This is a genomic window from Thermus albus, from assembly GCF_022760855.1.
GTDB classification, from domain to species: domain Bacteria; phylum Deinococcota; class Deinococci; order Deinococcales; family Thermaceae; genus Thermus; species Thermus albus.
In genome coordinates, this window is record NZ_JAKTNR010000003.1 from 133,011 (window position 1) to 159,229 (window position 26,219).

A 26,219-nucleotide genomic window follows, 5' to 3' on the forward strand; every position below is an offset into this window, starting at 1 on the left:
TTCCCGTCTGATGACGGGTGCCATGCCCACAGCCCAGTACCTACTCTCGGCCATCCTAGCCCTTCTGCCAAGCCCCCACCTCCAGGAGTCCCTCGAAGCCCTCCTCCTCCTGCTCTTGCAGGGCCACGGCAAAGCCAGACCCCAGCACAGCCAGACCAAGTCCCCCGCAAGGTGTTTCCCTCACGGGAAAGCAGCCGCCCTCTCCCGCTTCTTCAACCGGTATGCCTGGCCCACCCGCACCCTCATCCGCCTCGCCCGAAGGGAGGCGGAAAGGGCCCTGGACCGCGCCAGGCCCAGACGGGGTCCCAAGCCCAGGCTCCTGGTGGTCCTGGACCTGGTCACCCTGGAGAAGCGGGGCCTCCTCAGGGCCCTGCCTCTCTCCTTCTTCCACGGCAAGTGGGGCCTCCACCTGGGGGTGGTCTACCTGGTCCACGGCGAGCTCCGCATCCCCTGGAGCTACCGCGTATGGCGGGGCAAGGGGGAAAAGAGCCTCTCCCTCCTGGCCCTCAGGCTCTTAGCCTCCCTGCCCCCTTGGATGCGGAAGGCCTTCCGGGTGCGGGTGGTGGCCGATACCGCATTCGGCACCATCCGGTTTTTGCGGGGGGTCAGGGAGCTGGGATTGGAGGCGGTGGTAGGGATGCGGCGGTTTAGCATCGAGCACTTCTTCAAGGCCATGAAAAGCGAGTTCTCCCTGGGTCAGTTTGGGCAGCGGACAGCTTTGGGGGTGCACCGTTTTCTGGTGCTTTCCCCCCTGGCCTACCTGCTGGCCCACTGGGTAAAGCTGGCCTCTGAGGAGAAAGGGTGTACCTGGTGGGAGGCGGCGAGACGGCTCTTTCCTGAGCCGGTGGCCCTGATCCTTTCGCGCGAGCTCTCGCTCCTGGGGCTCTGGCCTCCACCTCCAGGGAAAGGGGTAGAAGATGCGTGTTTATGCGGGATATGCGGGAGGTGCAAGTTTTGAGGTGAGCGAGCGCACGGTGGGGCGCATCCTGGCCTACCTGGAGAGGCTAGGGAGGGTGGCGAGCGTGGCTGCCTTTTCGGCGCGGGCCCGGCGGGGGAAGGCAAGGAGGAAACCCCGGCGTCCCTACGCCCAAAGGAAGCCCAAGGGCTACGAGGCCCAAGCGCCGGGCGACCTCATCCAGGTGGACACCTTCACCGTCACCCTAGGACCCGGGGAGATGATCCGGCACTTCTCGGCCGTGGACCTTGCCACCCGCTTTGCGCTGGCGGAGGTGCACACCCGGGCTACGGCCGACCTTGCGGCCGGCTTCCTGGCCTACCTGATTGCGCAAGCGCCCTTTCCCATCCGGCCATCCAGGTGGACGGGGGGGCTGAGTTCATGGCCGGGTTTGAAAAGGCCTGCGAGGGGTTGGGCATCCGGCTCTTCGTGCTGCCTCCCAGGAGCCCCAAGCTCAACGGTCACGTGGAGCGCATACAACGGACCTTCAGGGACGAGTTCTACACCCGGTCGTTGCCGTCTGGGATTCCTGAGCTCCAGAGGGAGCTTAACGCTTACCTGGACTACTACAATCGGCGGAGGCCGCACCGGGCTCTAGGGGGTTTGGCCCCTTTGGAATACCTGGCTAAGATGCGGAGGGAGTCGGTCCCCCAGGAGTCTCAGATGTGTTGGCCGACTACAGGTTCTTGACCCTATCCCCCCGGGGGTGTATAATCCCAAGAACGACGTGCATACCTTTGCCTACACCAAACCCCAAGTGTAAAGAAGGAGCCCCAAGATGACCTGGAAGGAAGCCTACCCGGATATCCCCCTAGGCCAGGATGCCTGCGGCATCATCGCCATGGCGGAAAAAAGCGGCAAGCCCTCCCACCGCATCGTGCGGAGGACCCTGGAAAGCCTATACCGCATGGCCCACCGGGCGGGGGCCATCCGGGGAGAAGGGGATGGGACAGGTATCCAAACCGACATTCCCCGGGAGCTATGGGCCCGCTTCCTAGAAGGGGCGGGACTGGAGCCGGAGCTGGCCTTCAATCCCCGCTTCTTCGTGGGGCATTTCTTCCTGCCTAAAGATGCGGCCGAGCGCCTAGAAGAGTTTTACGAGCTGGTGCGGCGGGAGGGGCAGCGGCTTGGGGTGCGGCCGGTCCTCTTCCGCCGGGGGGAGGTGGTGAGCGAGGTTCTGGGGCCGGTGGGGCGGCGCACGGAGCCCATCTTCCTCCAGGTGGCAGGGCTTAGCCCCGATGGGGACGGCCCCTTGTGGGAGCTGGGCCTGCGGCTCGAGGCCAGTTTCCCCGTCCACGTGGTCTCCCTTTCCACCTATAGCGTGGTCTACAAGGTGCGGGGGGCGGCGGAGCTTTTGAAGCGCTACTACCCCGAGCTTTCCCGCCCCGAGTTCAAGAGCACCGTGGCCTTGGGCCATAACCGCTATTCCACCAACACCCTCTCCACCTTTGAGCAGGTCCAGCCCTTTGGCCTTCTGGGCCACAACGGGGAGATCAACACCATTGAGCGCCTGAGGCGGGAGCTGGACCACCTGGGCATCCCCCGCACCGGGGGCTCGGACTCCCAGGACCTCAACCGCATGCTGGAGGGGCTCATCTACCGCTACGGCCTCTCCTTGCCCGAGGCCATGGACCTGGTCTTTCCTCCCGTGCTGGGGGAGGTGAAGGGCCTGGCCCCGGAGCTTCAGGACCTTTACCTGGCCCTAAGGCAACGCTTCGGCCCCTTGGCCCAAGGGCCTGCCGCCATCGTGAGCCGCCACCGGGACGAGGCGGTCTTTGCCACGGATGCCATGGGTCTAAGGCCCCTTTGGCAGTTTGAAACCCCCTACGAGATCGTTTTCTCCTCGGAAAGGGGGGTTTTCAACGCCGAGGAGTTCGTGACCGAGCCCAAGCCCCTGGCCCCTGGGGAGAAGGTGTATCTGCGCCTCACCCCGGAAGGCCCTAAGGTCCTTCCCTTTGACCGGCACCAGCGCCTGGTGCTGGAGCGCATCGCCGCCCGCACCCCGGTGGCGGGGTACCGGATCCATCTGGCTGGCCCCATCCGCCAGTCTCCCCCTCCTGTGGCCGGGGGAAGCGAACCCCAGGTGGAGGAGAAGCCCGCCCCGCCCCCCTTGGGCCTGGAGCGGGCCTTTGGCTGGGACCGGTGGGATGCCGCTTACCTCGAGGCCCTGGCCAAAACCGGCAACGAGCCCATCGGCTCTCTGGGTTACGATGGCCCCTTGGCCGCCCTAAATCCGGAAAAGCCCAACCTCTCCGAGTTCTTCAAGGAAACCGTGGCCGTGGTGACCAACCCGGCCATTGACCGGGAGCGGGAGATCGAGCACTTCTCCACCCGCACCCTCCTGGGCCGGCGCCCCTTGCCCGACGGCCGGGGTGGGGGCAGGGTAGAGGAGCTTCTTTTGCCCATCGTCTTGGAGGAGGACCAGGGCCTGGCGGAAAGCTTCGGCACCCTGACCTTGGAGGAGGTAAAGGCCCGTTTCCAGACCGCCACCTTGGTGCCCCAGTTCACCGTGGAGGAGGGGCTTTTGGCGGGGCTAAGGCGCCTGGAGGAGGAGGCCATCCGGGCGGTGGAGGAGGGGGCTGAGGTCCTCATCCTCTCCGACCGGGAGGCCTTCCAAGGGGGGGTATGGATCGACATCGCCCTGGCCCTGGCGGCGGTGAACCGGGCCCTTTTGCGGCGGGATGCCGAGGGGGTGGCCTTAAGGCGGCGCACCTCCCTCCTGGTGCACTCCGGGGGGGTGAGGAACCTGCACGACGTGGCCTTCCTCCTGGGCCTGGGGGCGGAGGCGGTGGCCCCTTGGCTCATGGAGGAAAAGGCCCGCTCCCTGGAGGGGAGGAAGGGGGTGGCAGGGGTCCTCGAGGCCCTGCGCAAGGGCCTGGAAAAGGTCATCTCCACCATGGGCATCCATGAGCTAAGGGGCTACGGGAAGATCTTCAGCGCCATCGGGCTTAAACCGGAACTGGCTGACTACTTCGGCACCCGGAACTTCCTGGGTTCGGAAACCGGGGGGTATGGCTTTTTGGAGCTGGAGCGCACCCTCTTGGAGCGGGAGGGGTTCTTGCGGGCGGAAAAGGTCCTTCCCGCCAAGGACTTCCGCTTCAACCCCCGGATCTACAAGGCGGCCCAGGAGGTGGCCAGCGGCCAGGCTCCCTACAGCCACTTCCAGGAAAAGGTCCGCTCTCTGGAAAGGGAAAGCCCGGTGGCGGCCAGGCAGCTTCTGGAGGTGCGCTTCCCCGAAAGGAGCGAGGTTTCCCCGGAGGAGGTGGACCTCTCCGTGGGGGGGCACTCCTTGCCCTTCCTCATCAGCGCCATGAGCTTTGGCTCCCAAGGGGAGGCTTCTTTCCGCGCCTACGTGGAGGCGGCCAAGCGCCTCAACATGCTCTGCATCAACGGGGAAGGGGGGGAGATCCCCGACATGCTGGGCAAGTACACCCACTGGCGGGGGCAGCAGGTGGCCTCGGGCCGGTTTGGCGTCCACGCCTACATGCTGAACTCCGCCAGCGTCATTGAGATCAAGATCGGTCAGGGGGCCAAGCCGGGAGAGGGGGGGCACCTGCCGGGGAAGAAGGTCTCCCCCAAGGTGGCCGCGGCCCGCAACGCCGTGCCCGGGGTGGACCTTATCAGCCCCTCCAACAACCACGACCTCTATTCCATCGAGGACCTGGCCCAGCTGATTGAGGAGCTCAAGACGGTGAACCCCAAGGCCCTGGTCTCGGTGAAGGTGCCCGTCATCCCCGGTATTGGCACCATCGCCGTGGGGATCGCCAAGGCGGGGGCGGATGTCATCACCCTCTCGGGGTTTGAGGGGGGAACGGGGGCCGCCAGGCTCCACGCCCTCAAGTATGCGGGGCTTCCCGTGGAGATCGGGGTGCGCCGGGCCCACCGGGCCTTGGTGCGGGCTGGGCTTCGCGACCGGGTGGAGATCTGGGCGGATGGCGGCCTGAAGACCGCCTATGACGTGCTCCGTATGGTCCTTCTTGGGGCGGACCGGGTGGGCATGGCCACCATGGCCATGGTGGCCATCGGGTGCACCATCTGCCGGGGGTGCCAGCTGGACACCTGCCACGTGGGCATCACCACCCAGATTGAGACGGTGGAGGAGGCCCTGGCCCATGGCCTGAAGCGCTTTGTGCCCCAGGACCTGGACCGGGCGGTGGAGGGGCTCACCCGTTTCTTTGAGGCCAAGGGGGAGGCCCTAAGGGAGCTGGTGGCCGCCTTGGGGGCCCGTTCCTTGAGGGAGCTTAGGGGGAGGGTGGACCTCCTTTACCAGCGGGACCACCTGGGGGAGCTGGACCTCTCTTATTTCTTCCTGCCGGTGGAGGAGCCCGAATGGCTCAAGGACACCTCGGCCCATGTGCTGCGAAAGCCCTTGAACCAGCTCACCCGCACCATCACCGAGGTGGTGATGGAGGCTTACGGCCAGGGGGCCCGCAGGCTGGTGTTCCAGGAGGGACCGGTGAACTCCACCGACCGCGCCTTGGGGGCCCACCTGGCGGGGGAGATGGCCAGAAGGCGCCTTTATGGCAAGGGTTTTGATGCCGAGGTGGAGCTCCGCTTTGATGCGGGGAGCGTTGCCGGGAATGGCCTGGCGGCCTTTAACCTCGAGGGCCTCAAGGTGGTGGTGGAGGGCGGGGCCCAAGACGGGGTGGCCAAGAGCGCCTTTGGGGGCACCGTGGCCATCCTCAAGGGGCGGAACCCCTACGGGGCCTATGTGGACGGCTCCGTGGGCAAGAGCTTCGCCTACGGGGCCATCGGGGGCCTCCTCATCGTGGAGGGGGTGGCGGACAGCCGCTTCTGCATCCGGCTTTCCGGGGCGGATGTGGTCCTGGGTGGGGAGCCGGAAAGGCCCTTGCGGGATGACCTGGGCAACCTGGCCGCCCGGGCCCAGGCCAAGGGGTTTGCCTTTGAGTACATGACCCGGGGGCGGGCCTTGGTCCTGGGGGACCCGGGGCCTTGGATCTGCTCGGGCATGACCGGGGGGCGGGTCTACCTGCGCCACTGGCCGGAGATGGGCCTCACGGAGGAGGCCATGAAGCGCCGTCTGGCCAAGGGGGCCAAGGTGGCGGTGAAGCCTTTGGACCTAAGGGGCGTGGAGGACGTGAAGGAGCTCCTTTCCGCTTACATTCGGATCCTCAAGGAGGCCAAGCGGGAGGAGAAGGCCAGGCGCTTGGAGAGGCTCCTCGAGGACCCCGCCCAGCACTTCCGCATGGTGGAGCCTGTGGCGCAACAGGTGGAGCAAGGGGTGAGCACGGAGTAGTCCCGTTTCTCCCTAAGGGTAGGCCGGTAGAAGGGCTTTACCGGACCCCACCTTGGCGAAAGCCGGGGTGGGGTGGAATCACACCAGCTTTTCCTCCACCGCCCAGCGCACCAGCTCCGCCCGGCTTTTCAGGCCCAGCTTCTCCGCCGCCCGCTCCCGATAGGTGGCCACGGTCTTTTCCGAGATACCCATGGCCTCGGCGATTTCCCTGTAGGAGAGGCCTTGGGCTAGATAGCGGACCACCATGAGTTCCCTTTCCGTGAGGACCTCTGGGCCGGGTTTACGGCCGGTCTGGGCCTGGATCATGCGGTAGAGGAGGTCTTGCGGCAGGTAATGCTCCCCCCGGGCCACCGCCAGCACGGCATCCTCCAGCTCCCGCTCGATGGCGTCCTTGGGCAGGTACCCCGAGCCCCCGGCTTGGAGGAAGCGCTCCGCATACTCCGGCTCTGCATACATGGACAGGGCCAGGAGCCGGGCTTCCGGGTAGAGGGCCTTGAGCTTTTCCGCCACCTGGATGCCGTCCATGTCGGGCAAGGCGATGTCTAGGACCACCACCTGGGGCTTGGCCTGGGGGATCTTGGCTAGGGCTTCCTGGCCGGTTTCCGCCTCCCCTACGATCTCCACCTTGTTCTGCAGGAGGTAGCGCACCCCTGCCCGGACCACAGGGTGGTCGTCCACCAAAAACACCCGGATCATGCCTTTACCTCCTTGAGGGGAATACGGGCATAAAGGGTGGTTCCGAAGCCGGGAAGGCTTTCCATCTGGAACCGACCTCCCAGGAGTTCTATCCTCTCCCGCATGCCAAGGATTCCGAGACCGGGCTGGGCCTGAGGAGGGAAACCCTGGCCGTCATCCTCCACCACCAGGCTGATCTCGTCCCCTTCCTGTTGCAAGACCACGGACACCTGCCTTGCCTGGGCGTGACGGGCCACGTTGGTAAGGGCCTCCTGCACCACCCGGTACAGGGCGGTTTCGTGGGTTTCCGGAAGGCGGCCCTTTAGGCGGCAAAGGAGATTCGCCCGGATTCCGGTTCTTTCCTGGAACTCCTCGGCCATACGCTTTAAGGCGGCCTCGAGGCCCAAGGTATCCAAGGCGGAAGGGCGCAGGGAACGGGAGAGGTGGCGCACGTCCTGGATGGCGGTTCGCACCAGCTCCTGGAGAGCCGGCACCGCCTCCAGCCGTCCTTCCTTTACCGCCTTGAGGCCCAGGTCTATGCCGGTGAGGATCTGGCCGATCTGGTCGTGGAGGTCGCGGGCGATGCGGGCCCTTTCCGCCTCCTGGGCTTGGATGAGGGCCTTGAGGAGCTGGGACCGCTCCTGGGCCCTTTCCTTTAGGGCCTGGGTGTACCGGGCCCGGTGAAGGCCGGCTTCTATGGGGGCCTTGATGGCTTCCAGGAAGGCCGGGGGAGCCTCGGTGTCAAGGAGGATTTGGGCCCCGGTGAGCTCCAGCATGTAGGGTTCCGGTCCATTTTGGGACAAAGGGCACGTTTGACCCTCTGGATAGGGACAGAGAACCTTGCCCACCAAGGTGTCTCCCAGCCGCGCTTCTCCACAGCGAAAGAAGCCGCTTTGAGCCAGGGCTTCCAGAGCGTTTTGCAACACCCCTTCCGGGGTTTCCGCCCGGTTCACCGCTTCCGCCACCTGGTTAAGGGTGGACAGTTCCTGTTCTCGTTGCCGCACCCCTTCCCGGTAGGCCACCAGGGCCTTGTGCAGGACCCTAAGCTCCCCGCCAGGGTTGGGAAGGGGGGCCTCCTTTCCTTCTTGCCAGGCCTGCACGCCATGGACCAAGGCCTCGAGGGGCTTGAGGAACTGGTCCGCGGCCCGGCTTACCAGGAAAAAGGCCAGGGCCGCTACCCCCAGGGCCATCCAGGCTCCCAGGAGCAAAAGGTGGGTTAGCTTCTGCCAAAGGGGGGTTTCGGGGAAGGCCAGGGCCAGAAGGCCCACGCCGCCATCCCCGATGGGGCTGCGGTAGAGCCTGTAGGTTTCCCCCTGGAAGCGGAAGCGACCCTCTAGGGTCTTGAGGTTTAGGGGAAACCCCCCGGGGAAGGAGTGCACCAACACCTCCCCCTTGGGGTCCAGGATGAAGCCCAGCACCCCTTCCCCCTTCAGGGCTTCCAGCTGGCGAAAGGCGGCGTAAAGGTCGTTCAAAAGGAGATCCTCCTCCAGCTGTTGGGCCAGGTAATGGGTCTGGGCACGGCCTTGGGCCTCGAGGCTAGCTTCCAGGCCGGTTTTCACCAGGTACAAGGCGGTTCCTCCTAGCCCCGCTCCCAAGAAGAGCATGCCCAGGGCAAAGGTGGCCAAAAGTCGCGTGCGGAGGCTTCCCTTCATGCCTAAAACCCCTCCAGGAAGCTCCGATAAACCCCACTGTTGGCGGGGACGAAGCCCGCTATGCCCGCCTCTGGAAGTTGCCCGGCTTCTTGTAGGCGTTGCAGAAGAACCCGTTGAACCTCTGGGGCTAACCCCTTTCGCACCACCACGGGCGGGGGTGGGTCCTCAGGGCCCTCCCAGATGACCCGGATCCTTGCCTTTAGCTCCGGGTTCTTTCGCTCCAGGGCATCCAGCACCATCCCGTCCACCGCTGCCGCCTCTACCAGGCCCCGGATCACCGCCTCCACCGCCCGATCATGGGCATAGGTGAAGAGGACCTTGCCGAGGTAGGCCTCTGGGCGGTAGCCTAACTTTTTAAGGGCCTGGATGGGGCGGATGTAGCCCGTATTGGAAAGGGGATCCACAAAGGCCATGGTGGCCCCCGCCAGGTCCATGAGGCTAGCCCGTTGGGAGTCCGCCCTGACGATGATCACGCTCCGGTACCGGGTCCAGGGCGCGGGAACCGAGCTGGCAATCACCTCCCCGTAGCCCTCCGCCACCGCCTTGGCTGCAGCAAAGGTGCAGAGGAAAGCCATGTCAGCCTGGCCCTTTTGCAAAAGCTCCAGCACTTCCTTGTACCCCCGCCTTCCCAGGACCCTGGCCTCAGGCCAAAGGGTCTGGGCCAGGGTCCAGTAGGGGTAGCTCCTTTTGGGGGAGAGGATTCCCGCCATGGCGATGTTAAGCGGGGCTTCCTCCTCGAGGCGCACCTGGGGAAGGGGAACCAAGGGTCCGGCTTCCGGGGGGCGGGCACACCCTAACAGGAGCAGCACCAGGGGCCATACCCGGGCCATGCCTTTAGTATGCCTGGGTTTTCCCAGGACAAAGGTCCTAGAGCTTGTAGGTTTTTTCCCGAGGACACCCGTCCAGCTGGGCTGTCGGAGAAACGCTGATGAAGGCCCTTTCCTCCTTTTCTAAGCTGCCTTTGGAGGTGGGTATGAGCGAGTTGGAAAGCCGCAGGGCCTTTTTGGAAAAGGTAGCCTCCACGGTCTTTGCCGGCATGGTGCTGGGAGGCCAGCCGGTGAAGGCCGGGGCCGAGCCGGTAAAGGTGGAACTTCCCCCAAGACCCCCGGATGGGCCCATCCTACCCGAGTTGGAGTACGAGGACGTCTTGGTACGCATGCAGCGGGACCTGGAGCGGGCCCTGAACAAGGGCACTACCCCCAAGTGGGTGATGGTGATCGATACCCGCAAGTGCGTGGGCTGCCACGCTTGCACGGTCTCCTGTGCGGTGGAGAACAAGCTACCCCCTGGCGTGGTCTACCGTCCGGTGATTGAGGAACAGATCGGGAAATATCCCGAGGTGAGCTGGCGGTTCCTGCCCCGGCCCTGCATGCAGTGCGATAACCCTCCCTGCGTGCCGGTATGCCCGGTGGGGGCCACCTGGAAGCGGGCTGATGGCATCGTGGAGATTGACTACGACGCCTGCATCGGTTGCCGCTACTGCTTGGTGTCCTGTCCCTATCAGGCCCGCACCTTTGACTTCGGGGAAAACTGGACGCAGGATACCCCCGGCCAAGGGCATATGCCCTACGAGGAACTCCCCACCTTTGAGTGGGGGGAGGTGCGCGTGCGCAAGGAGGGGGTAATCCCCCAAAGCCCCGTGGGCAATGCCCGGAAGTGCAGCTTCTGCCTGCACCGCATAGAGCATGGGCTTTTGCCCCAGTGCGTTACCACCTGCATTGGCCGGGCCACCTTCTTTGGGGACGGTTCCGATCCGGAAAGCCTGGTTTTCCAGCTCATTCATCAGCCTAATGTCATGCGGCTTAAGGAGGAGTTGGGCACCGAGCCCAGGGTTTACTACCTGGTGTAAAGGGCGTAAAGGAGGATAAGGATGCGCGCTTGGGGTTGGATCCTATACGGGGTTCTGGCGGCCATAGGCCTTGCGGGGTTTATCCTGCGTTTCGTCACGGGTCACCATTTGGCGGGCTACGGCAGCTATGTGCCCTGGGGTTTATGGGTGGCTGCCTACATCTACTTTATTGGCCTTTCGGCGGGGGCCTTTTTGCTTTCCGCCTTGGTCTATGTCTTTGGGGTGCGCAAGCTGGAGCCCATCGCCCCCCTGGCCCTGGTGGTGGCCTTGGCCAGCCTGCTCATGGCCCTCATCACCATCTGGTTTGACCTGGGGCACATGGAGCGCTTTTACTACGTCTACCTGAGGCCCAACTTCCGCTCCATGATGGCCTGGATGGTGTGGCTGTATACCGCCTATGGCCTGCTCCTTCTTTTGGAGCTCTACTTTGCCTTAAGGCGCTATCTGCCCCACTATACGGATCGGGGAGGCGTTACCGGGTTTCTGGCCCGCCTTCTCACGGGAGGTCGGGAAACGCCCTTTACCGAAGAGGAAGTTCATAGGGATGAACGGGTTCTGAGAGTGTTGGGAACTATTGGCGTACCCTTGGCGATTGCCTTCCACGGGGGGGTGGGTGCTCTCTTTGGTACGGTGGTGGCCCAGGACCTCTGGCATAGCCCCATCTACCCCATCCTCTTCCTCACGGGGGCCCTCCTCTCGGGTGGGGCCCTAATGACTGCGGCGTACGTCTTCTTCTGGCCCCGGAAGGACGAACGTTGGCGGGAGATAAGCCTTCTTCTGGGCCGGGTGGTGTTAGGGCTCATCCTCTTTGACCTCCTCCTGGAGTGGGCGGAGTACTCCATCCCCATGTGGTATGGGGTGGGCCCTGAGTTCCGGGCCCTTTGGAACACCCTCTTTGGGCCTTTCTGGTACGTGTACTGGGTGTTCCATATCCTCCTGGGGGTGGTGGTTCCCGTCCTTCTGCTACTGGCTCTTGGACTCCGGGGCCGGATTGGCGCCATCGGCCTTGCCAGCCTCCTGGTGGCGGTTACCTTCTTGGCCATCCGCCTCAACCTGGTTATCCCCAGCCTGGTCCATCCGAAGTTGGAGGGCTTGGTGCATGCCTACCACGACCATCGCCTTACCTTTACCTACCTCCCCACGTGGTTTGAGTGGAGCGTGGTGGTCTTTTCCGTGGTCTTAGGCTTTACGGTGACCTACATCTTGGTGCGCGTTTTGCCCGTGATTGAGGGCAAGCTTCTTAAGGAGGTGGCGTGATGCTTTCCCGGCGCGAACTCTTGAAGCTGGGCGTGCTTTCCGGAAGCGGGGTTCTTCTGGGCGAGAAGGCCACGGAGCTTCTTTCCCAGGCCGAGGCAGCGGCCCAGAGGGCTCCCGGTTTCTACCCCTTGAACGATCCCGAGAACCAGATCTACTCCGTCTGTTTGCAGTGCAACACCGGTTGCCCCATTAAGGTCAAGCTCTACGAGGGGGTGGCGGCCAAGATTGACGGAAGCCCTTATGCTCCCTGGACCCTCTACCCCCACCTTCCCCTGGAGACGTCTTTGGAAAGGGCGGCCAAGGTGGATGGGGGGATTTGCCCCAAAGGGCAGACGGGCTTGCAGACCGTGTACGATCCCTACCGCATCCGCAAGGTCTTGAAGCGGGCTGGCCCCAGGGGTAGCGGCAAGTGGAAGGAGATCCCCTTTGCGCAGGCGGTGAAGGAGATCGCCGAGGGGGGGAAGCTCTTCGCCGAGATTGGGGACGAGCGGGACTACCCGGGCCTGAAGGACATCTGGGCCCTTAAGGACCCGGAGGTGATGAAGGCCATGAAGGCCCGGGTGGAGGAGATTTGGCAGGAGAAGGATCGGGATAAGAAAAAAGCTTTGGTGGAGCGCTTTAAGGAGGAGTTTAAGGACCACCTGCACACGCTCATTGACCCCGACCACCCCGACCTCGGGCCCAAGAACAACCAGGCGGTCTTTGCCTATGGCCGCCTTAAGGCCGGGCGCAGCGAGTTCTTCAAGTGGTTCTTCCAAAACAGCCTAGGCTCAGCGAACTTCCACGGGCATACCACGGTTTGCCAGGGCTCCCTCTACTTCACGGGTAAGGCCATGAGTTACCAGCTGGCCTACGACGAGAAGAAGGGGGCCTACACCTGGACAGGGGGGGAGAAGTTCTACTGGCAGGCGGATCTCACGGGAGCGGAGTTTGTGATCTTCGTGGGAGCCAATATCTTTGAGGGGAACTATGGTCCACCCCTGAGGGTAAAGGAGGTGACTCAGGGAGCGGCCACGGGGAAGCTAAGGTATGTGGTGCTGGACCCTCGAGCCCAGAAGGGGGTGGCCCACGCCGTCAAGTGGATTCCCACCAAAGCGGGCTACGACGCCGCCGTGGCCTTTGGCATGATGCGTTGGATGTTTGAGAAGGGGCGGTTTGATGCCCGCTTCCTCTCTGCGGCCAACAAGGGAGCGGCCAAGGCCCTCGGCGAGCCCAGCTGGACCAACGCCACCTGGCTGGTGGAGATAGACGAGAAAGGTTTCCCCACCAAGCTCCTGCGCATGAGCCACCTGGGGATGGCCCCGGAGGTCCGCATCTTGGACGGCAAGGAGGTGGTTTTTGACCACCCCATGGTCCTGGTGCAGGGCAAACCCACCCCGGTAGACCCGCAGAGCGAGGACCAGCCCGTCTTCGGGGACCTCTTCGTGGACACCACCCTTAAGGGCATCCGGGTGAAAAGCGCCCTCCAGCTTATCCGGGAGGAGGCCTTCAGCCGAAGCCTAGAGGAGTGGGCAAAGTTGGCGGGCGTCACGCCGGAGGACATCGTCTGGCTAGCCTACGAGTTCACCAGCCATGGCAAGAAGGCGGTGGTGGACATCCACCGTGGGGTCAGCCAACACACCAACGGCTTCTACAACACTTTTGCCTGGAATGTCTTGAACGCCTTGATCGGCAACTACGACCACCATGGGGGGCTTGTGCGCGCCAGTACCTACGACATCGTGGGTAAGAAGGCGGAGGGGCCCTTCTACATGGAGAAGCTCCACCCCAAGAAGCTGGAGCCCTTTGGCATCAGCCTGATCCGCCACGAGGTGGAATACGAGAAAACCACCCTTTTTGAGGGATATCCTGCTAAGCGGCCCTGGTTCCCCCATAGCTCCGACGTCTACCAGGAGATCCTGCCCTCCGCTGCCCAGGGGTACCCCTACCCGGTGAAGATTCTCTTCCACTACATGGGTTCCCCCGCTTACGCCCTACCCGCTGGCCATACCCAGATCCAGGCCATGCTGGATCCGGAAAAGATCCCCCTGATCGTGGCCTTTGACATCGTGGTGGGGGATACTTACCTGTATGCCGATTACATCATCCCTGATCTCACCTACCTGGAGCGCTGGGAGTTCCACGGTAGCCACCCCAACGTGGTGTGGAAGGTGCAGACCATCCGCCAGCCCGCGATACCCCCCATTCCCGAGGAGGTGGAGGTTTTTGGGGAGAAGATGCCCATCTCCGCAGAGGCCTTCTTCCTGGCCCTGGCGGAGTACTTGGGTATGCCGGGGTTTGGGGAAAAGGGGTTCAAAAACGGCATGCCCTTCCGCAGGCCTGAGGACTTCTACCTAAAACTGGTGGCCAACCTAGCCTTCGGGGAGAAGGCCGATGGCTCGGAGGCGGTGCCCGAGGCCGATGACCGGGAGCTGGAGATCTTCCAGAAGGCCCGCCGCCACCTGCCCCCTTCGGTGTTTGACCTGGAGAAGTGGAAGGCGGCCATCGGGGATGAGGGCCTCTTCCGGCGGGCCGTGTACGTCCTGAACCGTGGCGGGCGTTTCCAACGGTTTGAGAAGGCCTTCAGACCTGACGGTACCGTGGCCAACCCCTATGGCAGGCAGATCAACCTGTACCTGGAAAAACACGCCAAGACCAAAAACAGCATGACCGGAAAGCCTTACTGGCCTCTACCCCGTCTGTTCCCTCCCTACACGGATGCCTTGGGCCAGCCCATCCAGGATGGCGAGGATTTTGACCTCAACCTGATCACCCATCGCTGGGTCACCATGACCAAGAGCCGTACCATTTCCAACTACTGGCTGCTCAACATCACCCCCGAGAACTACATCGCCATCCATCCCGAGGACGCCAGGCGGTTGGGCTTTAAGGATAGGGAGCTGGTCAAGGTGGTTTCCGCCAGCAACCCCGAAGGGGTTTGGGACTTGGGGCCCTTGGGCAAGAAGCCCATGGTGGGCAAGCTGAAGGTCATGGAGGGCATCCGCCCCGGGCACATCGCCTTCGCCTTGGGGTTCGGCCACTGGGCCTACGGGGCCAGCGACCTGGAGATCAACGGCCAGGTGATCAAGGCCGATCCCCGTAGGGCCACGGGCATCCACGCCAACGCCGCCATGCGGGTGGACCCGGTGCTGAAGGATGTGGGGCTTTCGGACCTGACCGGGGGAAGCGCCGTCTTCTACGATTCCAAGGTGCGTCTGGTGCGCCCCACCCTCGAGGAGGCCGGGACCTATGGGGAGGGGGTGCGGAAGGCGGCCCTGGGTGGGCCGGAGGGGGTGAGCGCTGAGGAGATTAGGGAAAAGGCTCTGAAGGCGGCCCGCGGGGAGCTGGACCCCGAGGCCCTGCGGCGGGAGGTGGCCCTTAGGCTAGGGCTGGACCCCAGGGCCTAAGGAACGGAGGAAAAGCCCCAGGGGACCCCCCTCCCCTGGGGCTTTTACCCTAGACACGGCGAGGCCGGGCCAAGTACATTTGTCCCGTGGACCCCGGGGCCCTTCTGGACCTCCTCAAGCGCCGCACCGGTTTTACCGAGGCGCATGCGGCCATGCTCCAAGAGTTGGGAGCCTTGATGATTCCTTTGGCCCCCGAGGTGGCCTTGGCCTTCTACGACTACTTGGGGCAGGATAGCGAGCTTAGGGAGATCCTCCACGCGGTACCGGGAAGGGTGGAGCGGCTTTACGGCACCTTCGCCCGCTGGTATGGGGAGCTTTTTGCCGGTGTCTACGACCAGACCTATGCGGAGGGGAGGAGGCGCATCGGCTTGGTGCATGCCAGGCTGGGGATAGGCCCCCGGGCCATGGTCCCCGCCATGGGCATCGTGCAGGAGATTTCCTTAGAACACCTGCGCTCCGCCCTACGGGGCCCGGAGGTTTACGGGGCCGTGGAGGCCTTTGAGAAGATCCTTGCCATAGAGGTTGCCCTTATTGAGGAGAGCTACCTCGAGGCCCTCTCCTTGGGTTTGGCCTTGGGCCACCGGGACCTCAAGGAGGCCCTAGCCCAAGGGGCGGCCACCCTCCTCAAGGCTCCCGGGCCAGGTCGTTGAAGCGCACGTGGGCGGCGTGGAACTGGAGCTCCACGGTGCCGGTGGGGCCGTTGCGTTGCTTGCCCACGATGATCTCGGCGATGCCCGCCTTTTCCGAATGGGGGTTATAGTACTCGTCCCGGTAGATGAACATGACCAGGTCCGCGTCCTGCTCAATAGAGTTGTGGACGATGATGTTGTTGGCAACGAAGTTGTGTGGACCGGGGACAGTGAGGTCAAATACCTCCTCCACCCCATCCGGCTGGATGGAGGCCACCTTGTCCCAGTAAACATCGCTGGTAGCCAGCTGGCTTAAGGTCTCCCATTTCAGAGCATGGGCCATTCGCAGGGCCCGGTCCCGGCTTAGGTTTTGTCTAAAGAGCGTGCTGCCTGCGTAGGCCACGCCCACGGCGCGGTAGAGTTCCCTCTGGGAAAGCCCTGATACCTGTAACACGGGCCGAATGGCAGGCAACCATACCTCTACAGGGATCACATCCCGGTTAGGATTGCTGTTGTGACTTTGAAGGTAAACCTCCACTTCCTTTACAGCTTTAGCCTGACGGGCACCCACGGCGCCCACCTGATTGAGGAAAGTACTTAGGTCGTGGTGTCCAGTGAGGATGACGTGGAACTGGTCGCGGCCCCTTCCCTTTTGCGAAACGCGCCGAATGCGGGAGTTAATGCCCAGGTGAAGCAAAAGGGTCTGAACGTCCAAAGCCAGCGCTTCGCTACTGGTGGCATAGTAAACCCTTGGGTAAGGTTTTTCCCCTTTCAAGATGTGAATGCACCCATCCGTAGACCAAAGATGACGGAGGAAGCGGGCGATGGCAGAGGGAGGGTGATGGAATACCGGTTCCGGCACCCGCTTTTCGTGAGCCCTTAGTCCCCAGATCCCGAGCTCCTCCAACCACTCCGCTATGGGATTGCGGATACCCTTCCCAAGGCGCCGGCTTGCGCTCAGGTAGACTTGGAACCACCCCCGTTCAGCCTTGATCCGGGGATTGACCGCATCTCCAAACACGGTCCTAGCCAGTTGAACTACCCCGTGGGCAAGGTCTGGGTCTCGCGTTGTGTATTGGTGGGTGTGACGGGGTAGGGTACAACCATCCCCGATGAGGTGCCCGAGAAGGGCGAGCTCCTCGTCCCTAAGGGTGTGTTGGGTAACTATATCCAACCCGCGAGGCAAGGCTACCCAGTCCCCAGGCCGAAGCTCATCCAGGCGCTTCCATCCCGTTGGGGTTAGGAACTTGTGGTTGGCGGTGGCGCGGATGCGGCGTCCCAGTTGTGTGGTCAGGGCGTAGACGGGTTTTACCCCTGTGGCAAAGGCCCGGCTCACCGTGGCCGCTTCTAGCTTCAAGGTAGCTTCGTTGAGGGCCAGAACTTGAAATCCGGACTTGCCTACCAGGTCGCGGATGGGTTTCCTTGAGCCATCGGCCAGCTGGACTAAGGTGTCTCCCGCCAAGCAGCCCGACTCCCTTAAGTCCGAAAGCATAGGACGCTTGTTGGGCCTGGCCTCCACCGCCCGGGAAAGCTGGCTTAGGGCAATCACGGGCACGTTGAGTTCACGAGCTAGGGCCTTAAGCCCACGGGAGATGGCGGCGATCTCCTGCTGGCGGTTTTCCCCTTGTCTGCCGGCCCCGGGGCCAGACATGAGTTGGAGATAATCTATGATCAATAGGCCCACGTCGTGCTGGCTCCTAAGCCTTCTTGCCCGGGCCCTAAGCTCCATCAGGGTGAGGTCCGGGGTGTCGTCAATGTAGATGGGGGCCTCGGAAAGCCTTCCCGCCACGTCCACCAGGCGGGAGAAGTCGCGGTCTGTGAGCTGGCCCAGGCGCACCCGGTTCATATCAATCCGGGCCTCCGAGCACATGAGGCGTAAGGTGAGCTGGGAGGCGGGCATCTCTAAGGAGTAGATCCCCACCCCCACCCCCTCTTTTAGGGCGGCGTTTTGGGCGATGGTGAGGGCGAAGGCGGTCTTTCCCATGGCGGGGCGGGCGGCGATGATGTTTAAGGAGCCCGGGGCCAGGGTGCCGATGAGCTGGTCCAGCTCCTTGAAGCCGGTGCGCACCCCGGCCACCTCTCCCTTGTTTTGAAAGAGGGACTCTATGTGCTCAAAGGTTTCGTGGACTAACTCCCGTATGGCCCGGGCCTCGGTATCCGTCTGGGTGAGGGCCACCTCGAGGATCCTTTTCCCTGCGGTGTCCAGTATCTCATCCAGGCTTCCCGCCTCCTCATAGGCCAGGCGCATGGCCTCCCCCGCTGCTTGGATGAGCTTTCTTAGGGTCCACTTCTCCGCCACGATGCGGGCGTAGTGCTCCGCATAGGCGGCGGTGGGGGTGGCCTCGGAAAGCTGCACCAGGTAGCTCAACCCCCCAACCCCTTCCAGCTCCCCCCGACGGGAAAGCTCCTCCGCCAGGGTCACCAGGTCCACGGGGCTCCCTTTGGACCTCAGGGTTTGCATGGCCGCATAGATCTTGCGGTGGGCCTCGGCATAAAAGGCCTCGGGGGAGGGGAGGAGGCCTTCCAGTTCGTCCAGGACGTCCGAATCCAGGAGAATGGCCCCCAGGACGCTCTGTTCCGCCTCGAGGCTGTGGGGGGGAATACGTCCTTCCATAGCCATAGGCCCTACCAGGCTACGCCGAGGCCTGGGGTTTGGCTAGGGGGCTCTACCGCCAAGGAAAGCATTGGCCTTCTTAGGGGTTAGATGAGGCCTAGGCCCCAGGCTTTTCCTGGGGTTTCTGCTAGGGTTGGGGTGTGCGCGGGTTTCTACTTCTCTGCCTAACCCTGGCTTCCTGCCATGCCCAAGGCCTTCCCGAGCCCTTTGCCACCTTGGAAGGAGGAAAGGTAGAGGAGGTGCGCCAGGTGGCCTTGGGGGGCCAGGGGTATGCCCGGATGCTGGCAGGCTGGCTCCTTGTGGACCGGGAGGAGGTGCCCTTGGCGGAGCGGGCGGAGTATGCTTGGCGCTACGCCCTCTTCCTGGAAGGGGTAAGGGCCTTTGAACCGGGCGGGGAGGCCAAGGAGGCTTGGCGCAAGGCGGCGCGCCTCTTGCAACAGGCCCAAGACCCCCGGGCCTTCTCCGCCTGGGAGAAGCTTCTGCCGGAAAGAGAGGCTGTGGAAGCCCTCCTCTCCCTGGGTGAAGGGGAAAGGCTTTGGTTGGCCCTATTCCGGGGTAGGGCCTATGAGGCGCTGCTCAGGGTTCTTCCCGAAGGCGTGCGCCCGGACCTCCACGCCCAGGCGCTTTTCCGCTTGGGGCGCTTCCAGGAGGCTTTGCCCCACTACCAGGCCTGGGCCCTGGAAGACCCGAGGGGATACCTGGGCCTGGGCTACGCCCTTTGGCGGCTTGGGCGAAGGGAGGAGGCCTTGGAAGTCCTGGCCCGTTACCCCCACCCGGAAAGCCGCTACGCCCAGGGGCGGATCCTGGAGGAGATGGGGAGGGTCCTCGAGGCGGTACAGGCCTACCGGCAAAGCACCCCAGAAGGCCTTTGGCGGGCTGCGGGGCTGCTAGAGCGGCAAGGCCTTAAGGGGGAGGCCCTTCCCCTTTACCTCACCTTGGCCGGTGGGAGCAGCCCTTACGCCGATGACGCCGCCCTAAGGGCCTACCTCCTGGCGGGGAAGTTGGGTTTTGTGGGGGTGCAAAAGGAGGCCTGGACCCTCCTTTCCGGGGGGCTTGGCCTCCTGGTGGGTAAGGTGCCCGAGCCCCCGCCTCCCGCTCCTGTCCTATCCTCCTCTCCCGAAACCCCTTTGGCGGAGGCACTCCTGGCAGGCGGCAAAGGGGAGTGGGCCCGGGGGGTGGTGCGCTACGCCCTTTGGCAAAGGCCTAAGGACTGGCCAGCCCTGGTGCCCCTCCTTTACCGCCTGGGAGCTTACCGGGAGGGCATCCGGGCCGCCTGGCCCACCGCCTTGGCCTATCCCCGTCCCTACCGGGAGTGGGTGGAAGGGTATGCCCGAAAGGAAAGCCTTGACCCCAATCTGCTGTACGCCCTTCTCCACGTGGAAAGCCGCTTTGACCCCCTGGCGGTAAGCCCCACGGGGGCCTTGGGCCTGGGCCAGTTCCTAAGGAGCACCTGGGCGGATGTGGCCCGCATGTTGGGTGAAGCTCCCGCCGATCCTTTTGATCCCGAGGCCAGCATCCGTTACGCCGCCTGCCACCTGCGCTGGCTCCTGGAGCGCTGCGCCGCCTACAGGGGTCTGGAGCAAGTGGCCTGCGCGGTCACCGCCTATAACGGCGGCATCGGCTATACCCTAAGGGGCCTCGCCCGGGAAGGGAACCTCTATGCCTTTCTCCGCTTCCAAGATAGGGATGAGCCCCGGGAGTACCTGGCCCAGGTGCTTTCCGCCTATGCCGCCTACCGGGCTATTCCTTAGCCTGGCGCAGGCCCCTTTCGGTCCAGGCGATGAGGGGCTTAAGGGCAAAGGGGGCGAAGAGGGTGGTGAAGACCACCATGAAAAGCACAATGGCATACTCCTCCTCGTTGACCGCTCCCGCGGCAAGCCCCAGGGCGGCCACGATCAACCCCACCTCCCCCCGGGGGGCCATGCCCACCCCCACGGTGAGGGCCGAGCGCACCCCTTGGGTCAGGGCCCCCAGGAAACCGCCCAACACTTTGCCCAGGATGGCGATGACTGTCACCACGCTCCCCGCCACCAGGGTGGCGGGGGAGATGAGGGCGGAAAGCTCCAACCGTACCCCCACCATGGCGAAAAAGATGGGGGCTAGGAAGCTTTCAATAGCGAAAATAGGCTCTTCCAGCCGGTACTTTTCCCGCACCTCGGAAAGGAGCATCCCTCCCAGGAAGGCGCCTACGATGGAGGCCAGGCCGATGGAAGCGGCCAAGGCCGCCATGCCGATTCCCAAGGCCAGGGCGAAGCCCATGGGGCTGCCTACAGGAAGCCTCTCCAAGGGTAGGCGGGCAAAGAGGGGTGAAAGGGCCACGGCCAGGCCCACGAAGGCCACGGAGAGCAGGATGAGCTGCAGGATGGCACCGGTTTCCACTTGCCCGGTTTTGGCCACCCCGTTCACCACCGCCAACACGATCAGGCCCAACACGTCGTCAATGACGGCGGCTCCCAGGATTACCCGGGCGTAGGGGCGGGAGAGCACTCCAAGCTCCTGCAGCACCCTGGCGGTGATCCCCACGCTGGTGGCCACCAAGGCGGTGCCCAAGAACAAGGAAGGCAGGGTGGCAAAGCCGATCTGCAGGCCAAAGAGGTAACCCCCCAGAAAGGGGAAGGCCACCCCCAAGACGGCCACCAAGAAGGCCTCCTTGCCCACGGCGAGGATATCCTTAAGCCGGGTTTCCAAACCCACCATGAAGAGGAGGAAGATGGCCCCGAGCTCAGCGATGAACTCCAGTATCTCGCCCTCGTGCACCAGGCCCAAGAGGGCCGGGCCCACCAGGACGCCGGCCAGTACCTCCCCGATGACCACGGGCTGGTTAAGGCGCTTAAATAGAAAGGCCAGCAACTGGGCTGCCACTATGAGATAGAAGACCTCTAGGATGTGCCCGGCTCCGTGCATCACTGCCTCCTAAGGATGAGCTTGAGGAAGTCGCTACGAGTTAGGATGCCTACCACGCGGTTTTCCTGGTCCGTCACCGGTAGATGGCGGATGTCGCTTTTCAAGAGGGCCTCCAGGGCCTTTCCCACGGGGTCTTCGGGGTGGATGCGGGGCAGTTCGGTGCGCATGACCGCCTTAACCGGGGTTTGCTGGTAACGTTGGTAGATGCTTTCTAGAAAGTCGCCAGCTACCCACTCGCCGAAAAGCTGCAGGGCTTCCACATCGGAAAAGGGTATGTTCTCGGGGTGGGGCAGGAGTTCCTCCACTTGGAGTAGCCCCAGTAGGCATCCCTCCTGGTCCACCACAGGCAGGCTACCATAGCGCTTCTCCAGGATACGCCGAGCAGCCTCCTCCAGAGTGGCATCTGGGCCGATGGTGTCGGGGTGTGGGGTCATGAGATCGGCTACTTTCATGGGCCCAAGTTTACCAGCGCCGCTACTTTGGGGCAAAGCGCCGGGCCATGAGGGCGCCGAAGAGAAACCCCCCCAGGTGGGCCCACCAGGCCACCCCGGGAAGGCCCAAAAGCCCCTGGAGGAGCTGGAGGAAGGCCCAGTACCCGATGTAGAACCCTGCCGGGAAGGTGACGAAGAGGGGAAGGATGAAGAGGATCACGGAGACCACATAGGCCCGAGGGAAGAGGATGTAGTAGGCGCCCAAGACCGCGGAGACCGCCCCGCTGGCCCCGATCATGGGGATGGTGGAGGTGAGGGAGAAAAGCCCCTGGGCCAAGGCGGCGGCCACTCCCCCCAGGAGATAGAAGAGAAGAAAGCGGCCGTGTCCCATGCGGTCTTCCACGTTGTCCCCAAATACCCAAAGGAACCACATATTGGAGAGGATATGAAGAAAGCTCCCGTGGAGGAACATGCTGGTAACAAGGCGGTAGCCCTCCCCCAGGGGGTCTTGGAAGAAGAGGGCGGGGATGAAACCGTAGGCTTGGGCGGACCATTCCAGGCCCACGGAAAGCTGCCAAAGAAAGGCCAAGGCGTTGAGGAAAACCAGGCCCTTGACCACGTGGGCGGGCCGGCGGGCGCGGTTGATGTCGTAGAGGGGAACCACCCTAGGGCCTCCTGGGCTCTTGGTGGCGGTAGGGGATGGGGACGTACTGGACGCTGGGCTTTCCCCCTTGGGCCTGGGGGTAGAGGTCCATGAGCTCGTAGACCTCGAGGGGCATCTCCGTGCTCACGGGAAGGCCCATCTCCCGGGCCTGGGCCACGTCAATGGGGTAGTCGTGGGTCCAGGTGCCCTGGGAGAGCAAGGTGGCTACCTCCTCGGCTTTCTCCTCGGGCATGCGCTTCAGGAGAAGGTTTTTCACGGTGGCCTTCACCTGTCTTAGGGCCTTTTCCGCCACATCCGCTAGGATCAGGGTCTGATCGTCTATCTCCTGGATGGGCTTTTTCTCCAAGACCTTAAGGATGCTGGCCGCTGGGTACTGGCCCAGCTGGGGATCCACGGGGCCCAAGACGGCGTTTTCGTCCATGACGATCTCATCGGCGGCCAAGGCGATGAGGGTCCCCCCCGACATGGCATAGTGGGGCACGAAAACCGTTACCTTGGCGGGGTGGCGCAGGAGGGCCTCGGCGATCTGCTCCGCCGCCAGGACCAATCCCCCCGGGGTGTGGAGGATGAGGTCTATGGGCACGCCCTTGTCCGTGAGGCGGATGGCCCTTAGCACTTGCTCCGAATCGTCAATGTTGATAAAGCGTGTTACGGGAATTCCCAGAAAGTTCACCGCCTCCTGCCGGTGGATCAGGGTGATGACCCGGCTTTTCCGTCTCCTTTCCAGCTCGGCTATCTTTCTGGCTCGGGCCCCCAGGAGCATCTGCTGGTGGAGGTAAGGGGTGAGGACGGATAGAATGAAAAAAAGCCAAAAAAGCTGGAAAAAGATCTCCATGGGCCCAGTATAGGCTAAGCCGACCGGGGGAAGCGGCCCGGTCGGCGGGGTTCCCCCATGAGGGCTCTTGCAAGCTCGGGGGCAAAGCGGATTAGGAGGGCTCCTAAGGGGATGGATACCAGCACCAAAAGCACCGCCACCTGCGCCACCAGGGGGTAACCTTGCGCCTGGGCCAGGGCACCCAGGACCAGGTTGAACTCGCCGCGGGGGACCAGGTAGAAGGCGCTATAAAGCCGGCGCTTGCGGGAAAGCCCGGCCCGGCTTCCCCCCAGGTAGTTGAGGGGGAGCTTAAGGAGAAGCCCCAGAAGGGCTAAGGCCGCCACCGCCGGGGTCAGGCCCTGGAACAGGTCCCGGGCACTTGCCCCCACCACCAGGAAGAAAAGGGCCACCCCCAGATCCCGCACCGGACCGAAAAGCCGTTCAAACCGTTCGCGAAGACCCAGGGAGGCCGCGAGGCTTCCCGCTAAAAAGGCGCCAAGCCCCACAGAGGCCCCTGCCACTTGGAAGAGGAGGGCGGTTCCGGTGGTAAAGGCAGCGCCCAGGAGAAGGACCAGTTCATCGGATAGGCCCTCCATGAACCTGACCAATAGGGGGCCAAGGAAGCGGGCCAGGCCCAGGTATAGACCCGCCAGCAGGAGGCTTAAGAGGAAACCTTGCAGGCCTTGGCCTCCTAGGAGGGCCAAGAGGACCAGGACCACCAGGTCCTCGAGGACGGATACCCCGAGGACCACCTCGCTTTCGGGGTTGGCGGCCCGGCGCAGGTCGATGATGAGCTTGACGATCACAGCGCTGGAGCTCACGTAGATGGTCCCCGCCAAAAGGGCGGCGCCGCGGAGGTCCAGCCCGAAAAAGAGTCCCAGAAGAAAGCCTAAAGGCAGGGCTAACGCATCGTAGATACCCGCTTGAACGGCTTTGCCCGATAGCCCCCTAAGCCGGTCCGGGCCGAACTCCAACCCCACGGAGAAGAGGAGGAGGAGAAGCCCTAAGGAGGGGAGGGGCTCTAGGTCTTGCACCGGCAGGGCCTTGCCCATGAGAAGCCCGGTGAGAAGGTAGATGGGCAAGGGGGGAAAGCCAAAGCGGTGGACCAAGGCCGCTCCGAAGGCTAAAAGCCCTGCGGCCAAGGCAAAGGCCTCCACGGAGGGGTGCATTAGAGGGTCCTTTTCAGGGATTCTACCGCCTCGCGGCTTCCCGCCACCACCAAGGTGTCCCCCACCTCTAGGATCACTTCGGGCGGAGGGTTGGGGATCAAGGGAGCACCAGGCCGGTCCACGGCCAAAAGATGGGCTCCCGGGGGTAGGGCGAGCTCACCCACCTTCCTGCCTGCCAGCTTGGAGCCCGGCAGAACCTTGACCCACTCGATGACCTTCTGCCCCAGCTTGCTTTGGGTATCCCCCACGGCCTCGGGGTGGAAGAGTACCCCGGCCAAAATGGCCCCCAACTCCCGGGCTTCCTCGTCGGTCAAATCCAGGGCCATGGCGGGCTCGTCCCCACCCTCACCAGCTTCAAAATACTGTAGCTCCCGTTTTCCCGAATGATGGACCACGATGACCAGGCGGTCGCCGCTTTGCACCGTGATGGTGAACTTCCGTCCCACCCCGGGAAGCACCGCTTCTTCCACCCTCATGCCCGCCTCCTAGGGGAAAACTGCACCGCCAGGGTGCGCCCGGCCACCAGGGCCAAGATGCCCAGGGTCCAGAAGAAGAGGTCCAATCCCGAGAGCTTTTCGGCAAAGAGGAGAAGCAAAAGCTCCCGCAAGGCCAGGGCCACGCCGATTTCCAGCAGGACCTCGAGGCGTACCCTTTCCAGCTCAAAGTACTCCACAAACACCCGAACCAGTTCCAGGACTATGACCAGGCTCAGGACGTTGGTCACCAGCTCCTTAAGGCCTAGGCGTACCGTGGGCTCGCTGAGGGTGAGGCCTAGTTCCAGGAAGGTGCGCCCTACCCCCACGAAAAGACCGATGAGCAGGGCTACCACCACCAGGTTGAAGACCAGGCGGGTGGCCCGGCGGTAGAGGGAAAGGAAGAGGTCCTGGCCCATCTTCTATGTCGTCTCCTAAGCTCCGCTAAGGCGCCATACTTTTTCCCGGCCCCCACGGTTGCATGCCCGGATGGCGCTAGAGAAGAAGGTTAAAAATTCCCTCAGCCCGTTCGTGATGTTCCGTCTGAGGGTTCTTCATCTTGGGATCCAGCTCTTTCAAGACCCGGGCGTAGGCCACCACCAGGGCTCCGGCTATCTCGGGAAGCAGGTTCCGTACATCCTCGGAGATTCCCAGATCCAAAGGGGGAAGGGTAGCCAAGGTGTCCAGCACGGGTTTGAGCTCCAAGGTGGTGTCCATGGCTCGGAACTCCTGGAGGGTTTCCTGGAGCCCCTTGGTGATGGGTACATCCGGCTCAAAGATGATGTCCCGGCCGTTGTACTTGGCGTGGCGCTCGGCCACCACCAGCAGGTCGTAGATCTTGTTCCGGAGAAAGTCCGAAAGGCGTTTAAGGTCGTTCTTGTCCACGTCCAAGCCCGCAGCCAGGCGGAAAAGCTTCTCAAACTCGGCCACTTTCATCAGCATGGTCGTTCACCTCCAATGATGGCCAACTGGGGTCTGAACCCCGACCACGAAACCTCAGGCCTAGGCCTGGGGGTTAGCCCAGGACTCGCCAGGGTAACCCCCCTTAACCTTCCACCACAGGAATCCGCACCGGCGGTTCGGCCTCCCGCTTCTCCCGGGGGATTTTCACCTCCAGCACCCCCTTTTGCAGGCGGGCCTCGAGGCCCTCCTTCTTGGCATCCTTGGGAAGAAGGTAAGCCCGGTAGATGCGACCATAGACGATTTCCGAGAGGTGCTTGGTGCGCTTCTCCTCCTTTTTCTCCCCTTCTATGACCAGCTGGTCCCCCTCGAGGCGCACCTCCAGGTTCTCCGGGCCCAGGCCCGGGACCTCCACCCGCAAAAGGTAATGGCCCTCGTGCTCGGAAAGCTCCGAGAGGGGCTCCAGGGTTTCCCCTTCTTCCTTGAAGACCTTTTCCAGGGCTTCTTCAAAGGCTTTCCGCACCCGGTTACGGCCAAAGGGCCAAAGTTTCTCCAACATACTCCCCTCCTTTAGCAGGCAAGGCGGGGCC

At 63.4% G+C, this 26,219-nt stretch carries 20 protein-coding genes and 1 pseudogene; 8 read left to right on the forward strand and 13 right to left on the reverse strand.

What is annotated here, in order from left to right; translation table 11 throughout:
• Positions 1-22: 22 nt before the first annotated feature.
• From L0D18_RS04500 to L0D18_RS04510, 3 genes and pseudogenes are all read left to right on the forward strand, one after another.
• On the forward strand, positions 23-958 hold the full coding sequence (locus L0D18_RS04500) for a hypothetical protein (protein ID WP_015717263.1): 936 nt from the start codon (positions 23-25) through the stop codon (positions 956-958).
• Positions 954-1,737, forward strand: a pseudogene (locus L0D18_RS04505) (integrase core domain-containing protein); the annotation flags it as partial. The gene L0D18_RS04500 and the pseudogene L0D18_RS04505, both read left to right, overlap by 5 nt.
• Entirely contained in the window at positions 1,734-6,212 is a 4,479-nt protein-coding gene (locus L0D18_RS04510; RefSeq protein WP_243027628.1) for a glutamate synthase-related protein, read from the forward strand. The pseudogene L0D18_RS04505 and the gene L0D18_RS04510, both read left to right, overlap by 4 nt.
• A 78-nt stretch (positions 6,213-6,290) precedes the next feature.
• Here the strand turns inward: L0D18_RS04510 and L0D18_RS04515 are convergent, their stop codons facing one another.
• Genes L0D18_RS04515 through L0D18_RS04530 form a run of 3 tightly spaced genes read right to left on the reverse strand, consistent with a single transcriptional unit; the run spans position 6,291 to position 9,369 of the window.
• Positions 6,291-6,908 (reverse strand): response regulator, encoded by a 618-nt coding sequence (locus L0D18_RS04515; protein WP_243027629.1) that lies wholly within the window; start codon positions 6,906-6,908, stop codon positions 6,291-6,293.
• A complete protein-coding gene (locus L0D18_RS11885) occupies positions 6,905-8,539 on the reverse strand; it encodes a sensor histidine kinase (protein WP_279232179.1) in 1,635 nt (544 codons plus the stop codon). Before L0D18_RS11885 ends, L0D18_RS04515 begins: the two co-directional genes overlap by 4 nt.
• A gap of 2 nt (positions 8,540-8,541) precedes the next feature.
• Positions 8,542-9,369 (reverse strand): PhnD/SsuA/transferrin family substrate-binding protein, encoded by an 828-nt coding sequence (locus L0D18_RS04530; RefSeq protein WP_243027630.1) that lies wholly within the window; start codon positions 9,367-9,369, stop codon positions 8,542-8,544.
• 143 nt (positions 9,370-9,512) lie between these two features.
• On the opposite strand from L0D18_RS04530, the gene L0D18_RS04535 reads away from it, so the two are divergent.
• From L0D18_RS04535 to L0D18_RS04550, 4 genes are all read left to right on the forward strand, one after another.
• On the forward strand, positions 9,513-10,388 hold the full coding sequence (locus tag L0D18_RS04535; RefSeq protein WP_243027631.1) for a 4Fe-4S dicluster domain-containing protein: 876 nt from the start codon (positions 9,513-9,515) through the stop codon (positions 10,386-10,388).
• 21 nt (positions 10,389-10,409) lie between these two features.
• Complete coding sequence (gene nrfD / locus L0D18_RS04540; protein WP_243027632.1) at positions 10,410-11,645, forward strand: NrfD/PsrC family molybdoenzyme membrane anchor subunit; 1,236 nt, start codon at positions 10,410-10,412, stop codon at positions 11,643-11,645.
• Positions 11,645-15,031 carry a molybdopterin-dependent oxidoreductase gene (locus L0D18_RS04545; protein ID WP_243027633.1) on the forward strand — a complete coding sequence of 1,129 codons (3,387 nt, stop codon included), beginning with the start codon at positions 11,645-11,647 and terminating at the stop codon, positions 15,029-15,031. The genes nrfD and L0D18_RS04545 overlap by 1 nt, the downstream gene beginning before the upstream one ends.
• A gap of 86 nt (positions 15,032-15,117) precedes the next feature.
• The gene (locus tag L0D18_RS04550; protein ID WP_243027634.1) at positions 15,118-15,681 is read left to right on the forward strand and encodes a protoglobin domain-containing protein; all 564 of its coding nucleotides are present in this window, start codon (positions 15,118-15,120) and stop codon (positions 15,679-15,681) included.
• Here L0D18_RS04550 and L0D18_RS04555 read toward each other — a convergent pair.
• A complete protein-coding gene (locus L0D18_RS04555) occupies positions 15,656-18,280 on the reverse strand; it encodes a replicative DNA helicase (RefSeq protein ID WP_479725461.1) in 2,625 nt (874 codons plus the stop codon). The two genes, L0D18_RS04550 and L0D18_RS04555, sit on opposite strands and share 26 nt — an antisense overlap.
• 134 nt (positions 18,281-18,414) lie before the next feature.
• Here L0D18_RS04555 and L0D18_RS04560 point away from each other — a divergent pair, with 134 nt between their 5' ends.
• Entirely contained in the window at positions 18,415-20,025 is a 1,611-nt protein-coding gene (locus tag L0D18_RS04560; protein ID WP_243027635.1) for a transglycosylase SLT domain-containing protein, read from the forward strand.
• Here the strand turns inward: L0D18_RS04560 and L0D18_RS04565 are convergent.
• The 9 genes from L0D18_RS04565 to L0D18_RS04605 form a co-directional block, all read right to left on the reverse strand.
• Positions 20,015-21,178: a cation:proton antiporter gene (locus L0D18_RS04565; RefSeq protein ID WP_243027636.1), complete on the reverse strand. Its 1,164-nt coding sequence runs from the start codon at positions 21,176-21,178 to the stop codon at positions 20,015-20,017. The two genes, L0D18_RS04560 and L0D18_RS04565, sit on opposite strands and share 11 nt — an antisense overlap.
• Positions 21,178-21,630, reverse strand: coding sequence for a CBS domain-containing protein (locus L0D18_RS04570; RefSeq protein ID WP_243027637.1), 453 nt, complete (start codon positions 21,628-21,630; stop codon positions 21,178-21,180). Before L0D18_RS04570 ends, L0D18_RS04565 begins: the two co-directional genes overlap by 1 nt.
• A gap of 22 nt (positions 21,631-21,652) precedes the next feature.
• Positions 21,653-22,273 (reverse strand): rhomboid family intramembrane serine protease, encoded by a 621-nt coding sequence (locus L0D18_RS04575; RefSeq protein WP_243027638.1) that lies wholly within the window; start codon positions 22,271-22,273, stop codon positions 21,653-21,655.
• A gap of 1 nt (position 22,274) precedes the next feature.
• Positions 22,275-23,108, reverse strand: coding sequence for an SDH family Clp fold serine proteinase (locus L0D18_RS04580; RefSeq protein WP_243027639.1), 834 nt, complete (start codon positions 23,106-23,108; stop codon positions 22,275-22,277).
• Between the two features lie 14 nt (positions 23,109-23,122).
• Entirely contained in the window at positions 23,123-24,256 is a 1,134-nt protein-coding gene (locus L0D18_RS04585) for a cation:proton antiporter (protein ID WP_243027641.1), read from the reverse strand.
• Positions 24,256-24,732 (reverse strand): cation:proton antiporter regulatory subunit, encoded by a 477-nt coding sequence (locus tag L0D18_RS04590; protein WP_243027643.1) that lies wholly within the window; start codon positions 24,730-24,732, stop codon positions 24,256-24,258. Before L0D18_RS04590 ends, L0D18_RS04585 begins: the two co-directional genes overlap by 1 nt.
• Positions 24,729-25,148 carry a phosphate-starvation-inducible PsiE family protein gene (locus L0D18_RS04595; RefSeq protein WP_243027644.1) on the reverse strand — a complete coding sequence of 140 codons (420 nt, stop codon included), beginning with the start codon at positions 25,146-25,148 and terminating at the stop codon, positions 24,729-24,731. Before L0D18_RS04595 ends, L0D18_RS04590 begins: the two co-directional genes overlap by 4 nt.
• A gap of 76 nt (positions 25,149-25,224) precedes the next feature.
• Positions 25,225-25,671 carry a DUF1931 family protein gene (locus L0D18_RS04600; protein ID WP_243027646.1) on the reverse strand — a complete coding sequence of 149 codons (447 nt, stop codon included), beginning with the start codon at positions 25,669-25,671 and terminating at the stop codon, positions 25,225-25,227.
• 103 nt (positions 25,672-25,774) lie between these two features.
• On the reverse strand, positions 25,775-26,188 hold the full coding sequence (locus tag L0D18_RS04605) for an Hsp20/alpha crystallin family protein (protein WP_243027648.1): 414 nt from the start codon (positions 26,186-26,188) through the stop codon (positions 25,775-25,777).
• Positions 26,189-26,219: the final 31 nt, after the last annotated feature.

Excerpts from the sequence above, each read along its gene's own strand:
- L0D18_RS11885 (WP_279232179.1), bottom strand. The coding sequence starts at position 8,539 with ATGAAGGGAAGCCTCCGCACGCGACTTTTGGCCACCTTTGCCCTGGGC.
- L0D18_RS04590 (WP_243027643.1), bottom strand. The coding sequence starts at position 24,732 with ATGAGGGTGGAAGAAGCGGTGCTTCCCGGGGTGGGACGGAAGTTCACC.
- L0D18_RS04555 (WP_479725461.1), bottom strand. The coding sequence starts at position 18,280 with ATGGCTATGGAAGGACGTATTCCCCCCCACAGCCTCGAGGCGGAACAG.
- L0D18_RS04565 (WP_243027636.1), bottom strand. The coding sequence starts at position 21,178 with ATGCACGGAGCCGGGCACATCCTAGAGGTCTTCTATCTCATAGTGGCA.
- L0D18_RS04595 (WP_243027644.1), bottom strand. The coding sequence starts at position 25,148 with ATGGGCCAGGACCTCTTCCTTTCCCTCTACCGCCGGGCCACCCGCCTG.
- L0D18_RS04585 (WP_243027641.1), bottom strand. The coding sequence starts at position 24,256 with ATGCACCCCTCCGTGGAGGCCTTTGCCTTGGCCGCAGGGCTTTTAGCC.
- L0D18_RS04500 (WP_015717263.1), top strand. The coding sequence starts at position 23 with ATGCCCACAGCCCAGTACCTACTCTCGGCCATCCTAGCCCTTCTGCCA.
- L0D18_RS04600 (WP_243027646.1), bottom strand. The coding sequence starts at position 25,671 with ATGCTGATGAAAGTGGCCGAGTTTGAGAAGCTTTTCCGCCTGGCTGCG.
- L0D18_RS04515 (WP_243027629.1), bottom strand. The coding sequence starts at position 6,908 with ATGATCCGGGTGTTTTTGGTGGACGACCACCCTGTGGTCCGGGCAGGG.
- L0D18_RS04580 (WP_243027639.1), bottom strand. The coding sequence starts at position 23,108 with ATGGAGATCTTTTTCCAGCTTTTTTGGCTTTTTTTCATTCTATCCGTC.
- L0D18_RS04605 (WP_243027648.1), bottom strand. The coding sequence starts at position 26,188 with ATGTTGGAGAAACTTTGGCCCTTTGGCCGTAACCGGGTGCGGAAAGCC.
- L0D18_RS04535 (WP_243027631.1), top strand. The coding sequence starts at position 9,513 with ATGAGCGAGTTGGAAAGCCGCAGGGCCTTTTTGGAAAAGGTAGCCTCC.
- nrfD (WP_243027632.1), top strand. The coding sequence starts at position 10,410 with ATGCGCGCTTGGGGTTGGATCCTATACGGGGTTCTGGCGGCCATAGGC.
- L0D18_RS04530 (WP_243027630.1), bottom strand. The coding sequence starts at position 9,369 with ATGGCCCGGGTATGGCCCCTGGTGCTGCTCCTGTTAGGGTGTGCCCGC.
- L0D18_RS04510 (WP_243027628.1), top strand. The coding sequence starts at position 1,734 with ATGACCTGGAAGGAAGCCTACCCGGATATCCCCCTAGGCCAGGATGCC.
- L0D18_RS04570 (WP_243027637.1), bottom strand. The coding sequence starts at position 21,630 with ATGAAAGTAGCCGATCTCATGACCCCACACCCCGACACCATCGGCCCA.
- L0D18_RS04545 (WP_243027633.1), top strand. The coding sequence starts at position 11,645 with ATGCTTTCCCGGCGCGAACTCTTGAAGCTGGGCGTGCTTTCCGGAAGC.